The sequence below is a fragment of the Micrococcus sp. GbtcB5 genome (genome assembly GCF_019091605.1).
Classification (GTDB): domain Bacteria; phylum Actinomycetota; class Actinomycetes; order Actinomycetales; family Micrococcaceae; genus Micrococcus; species Micrococcus luteus.
Map to the genome: position 1 here is coordinate 1 of NZ_JAGXJK010000403.1, position 241 is coordinate 241.

At 69.7% G+C, this 241-nt stretch carries 1 protein-coding gene; it reads right to left on the bottom strand.

The window, feature by feature from the left end:
* The coding region (locus tag KVS67_RS12885; protein WP_217565538.1) for a redoxin domain-containing protein at positions 1-241 on the bottom strand (241 nt) is incomplete at both ends.

A 241-nucleotide genomic window follows, 5' to 3' on the forward strand; every position in this document is an offset into this window, starting at 1 on the left:
GTTGTACTGCGCGTGGGTGCCCTTCCCGTCCGGGCTGACGCCGATCGTGGAGAGGAACAGACCCTCGAAGGTCCGCCCGTAGTACTTCTTCGCGCCCCAGGCGCCGTAGGCCTCGGCCACCGCGTGGACCTCATCCGAGAGCAGGGGGAACGTCAGGCCCACCTGCCCGGCGAATCGGATGATCTTGCCGATCGGGTCGGGGGAGAACCCCAGGACGACGAAGCCGGCCGCGGGGAGGGGG